Below are 2,032 nucleotides of genomic sequence, written 5' to 3'. Positions count from 1 at the left end.
CACGTCGACTGTCTTCGAGGTGACGAACTGCGCGTAGAGCCAGGCGGCCTTGGCGCGGTCGGTCGGGGTCGACTTCATCAGCGTCCAGGAGCCGACGTCCTGATAGCCGAGCTTCATGCCGTCCTTCCAGTAGACGCCATGCGGCGACGGCGCCATGCGCCACTTCGGCGTACCGTCGTCGTTCAGCACCGCCTTGGCGCCGGCATCGACCATCGAAGCGGTGAAGGCGGTGTACCAGAAGATCTGCTGGGCAACCGCGCCCTGCGCCGGAACCGGGCCGGATTCGGAGAAGGTCATGCCCTGGGCTTCCGCCGGAGCGTAGGCCTTCAGCCAGTCGAGGTATTTCTGGATCGAGTAGACGGCGGCCGGGCCATTGGTGTCGCCCCCGCGCGCCGTGCAGGAGCCGACCGGACGCGAATTCTCGTCGACCTTGATGCCCCACTCATCGACCGGCAGACCGTTCGGCAGGCCCTTGTCGCCATTGCCGGCCATCGACAGCCAGGCGTCGGTGAACCGCCAGCCGAGCGACGGGTCCTTCTTGCCGTAGTCCATGTGGCCATAGACCTTCTTGCCGTCGATCTCGCGGCCGGTGAAGAACTCGGCGATGTCCTCATAGGCAGACCAGTTGACGGGAACGCCAAGGTCGTAGCCGTACTTGGCCTTGAAGTCCGCCTTGTTCTTCTCGTCGTTGAACCAGTCGTAACGGAACCAGTAGAGGTTCGCGAACTGCTGGTCGGGAAGCTGGTAGAGCTTCTTGTCCGGAGCGGTCGTGAACGAGGTGCCGATAAAATCCTTCAGGTCGAGGTTCGGGTTGGTGACATCCTTGCCCTCGCCCGCCATCCAGTCGGTCAAATTGCGCACCTGCTGGTAGCGCCAGTGGGTGCCGATCAGGTCGGAATCGTTGACCCAGCCGTCATAAAGGTTCTGGCCCGTCTGCATCTGGGTCTGGATCTTCTCGACGACGTCGCCTTCCTGGATGGCGTCATGCGTGATCTTGATGCCGGTGATGGCGGTAAAGGCCGGCGCCAGCACCTGCGATTCATACTGGTGCGTGGCGATGGTTTCCGAAACGACCTTGATGTCCATGCCGGCGAAAGGCTTCGCGGCATCGATGAACCACTGCATTTCGGCTTCCTGGCCAGCGCGGTCGAGCGTCGAGAGCGGGCCGATTTCCTTGTCCAGGAAAGCCTTTGCCTCGTCCATCCCGGCATAGGCATTGCCCACGCCCAGCAACAGGACAAGGGCCGTCGTTGATGTTAAAAATTGCCTTCGCATGTGTTTCCTCCACAGTTTTAAGGTTCAAGTGCGATCTGGAGCGGCCGCCGGCACGCGGTCGCTCCAACAGTTTCCCCCTCTATACGTAGCGGAACACGCCAATGGCGTAGACCACGGAGAGAGCGAGAGCCCACCACAGGTTGGATCCGACAAGACCCAACCAAGCGAGATGGATAAAGGCGCTGCCAAGCAGCGACAGGAAAAGACGGTCGCCGCGCGTTGTCTCGAAGCGCAGCACGCCGACGCGCGGATTGCCGCCCGGCGAAGCGTATTCCCAAGCCGCCATGCCGCACAGCAGCAGAAGGATGGTCCCGAAAAAGGCCGCCGTCGGCCACGTCCACGCCATCCAGGTGAGGTCGAAATTCATCGTCAAACCCTCCCCAGGGCGAAGCCCTTGGCGATATAATTGCGCACAAACCAGATGACGAGCGCGCCGGGGATCAACGTCAGCACGCCGGCGGCGGCGAGCAGGCCCCAGTCCATGCCAGCGGCCGAAACCGTGCGGGTCATGGTGGCGGCGATCGGCTTGGCGTCGGTGGTGGTCAGCGTGCGGGCAATCAACAGTTCCACCCAGGAGAACATGAAGCAGAAGAAGCAGGCCACGCCAATGCCGCTGGCGATCAGGGGCATGAAGATCCTGACGAAGAAGCGCGGGAACGAATAGCCGTCGATATAGGCGGTTTCGTCGATTTCCTTCGGCACACCCGACATGAAGCCTTCGAGGATCCACACCGCCAGCGGCACGTTGAACAGGCAG

The 2,032-nt window shown here is 62.2% G+C and carries 3 protein-coding genes; all 3 read right to left on the bottom strand.

Annotated features, from left to right (window positions below):
* The coding region (locus EN969_RS28480; RefSeq protein ID WP_164758575.1) for an ABC transporter substrate-binding protein at positions 1-1,275 on the bottom strand (1,275 nt) is incomplete at its 3' end.
* 79 nt (positions 1,276-1,354) lie between these two features.
* A complete protein-coding gene (locus EN969_RS28475; RefSeq protein WP_024503495.1) occupies positions 1,355-1,648 on the bottom strand; it encodes a DUF2160 domain-containing protein in 294 nt (97 codons plus the stop codon).
* The coding region (locus EN969_RS28470) for an ABC transporter permease subunit (protein ID WP_164758574.1) at positions 1,645-2,032 on the bottom strand (388 nt) is incomplete at its 5' end. The genes EN969_RS28470 and EN969_RS28475, both read right to left, overlap by 4 nt.

It is taken from the genome of Mesorhizobium sp. M7A.F.Ca.CA.003.01.2.1 (genome assembly GCF_003998945.1).
Classification (GTDB): Bacteria; Pseudomonadota; Alphaproteobacteria; order Rhizobiales; family Rhizobiaceae; genus Mesorhizobium; species Mesorhizobium ciceri.
This window is presented reverse-complemented; position numbering and strand designations above follow the sequence as displayed.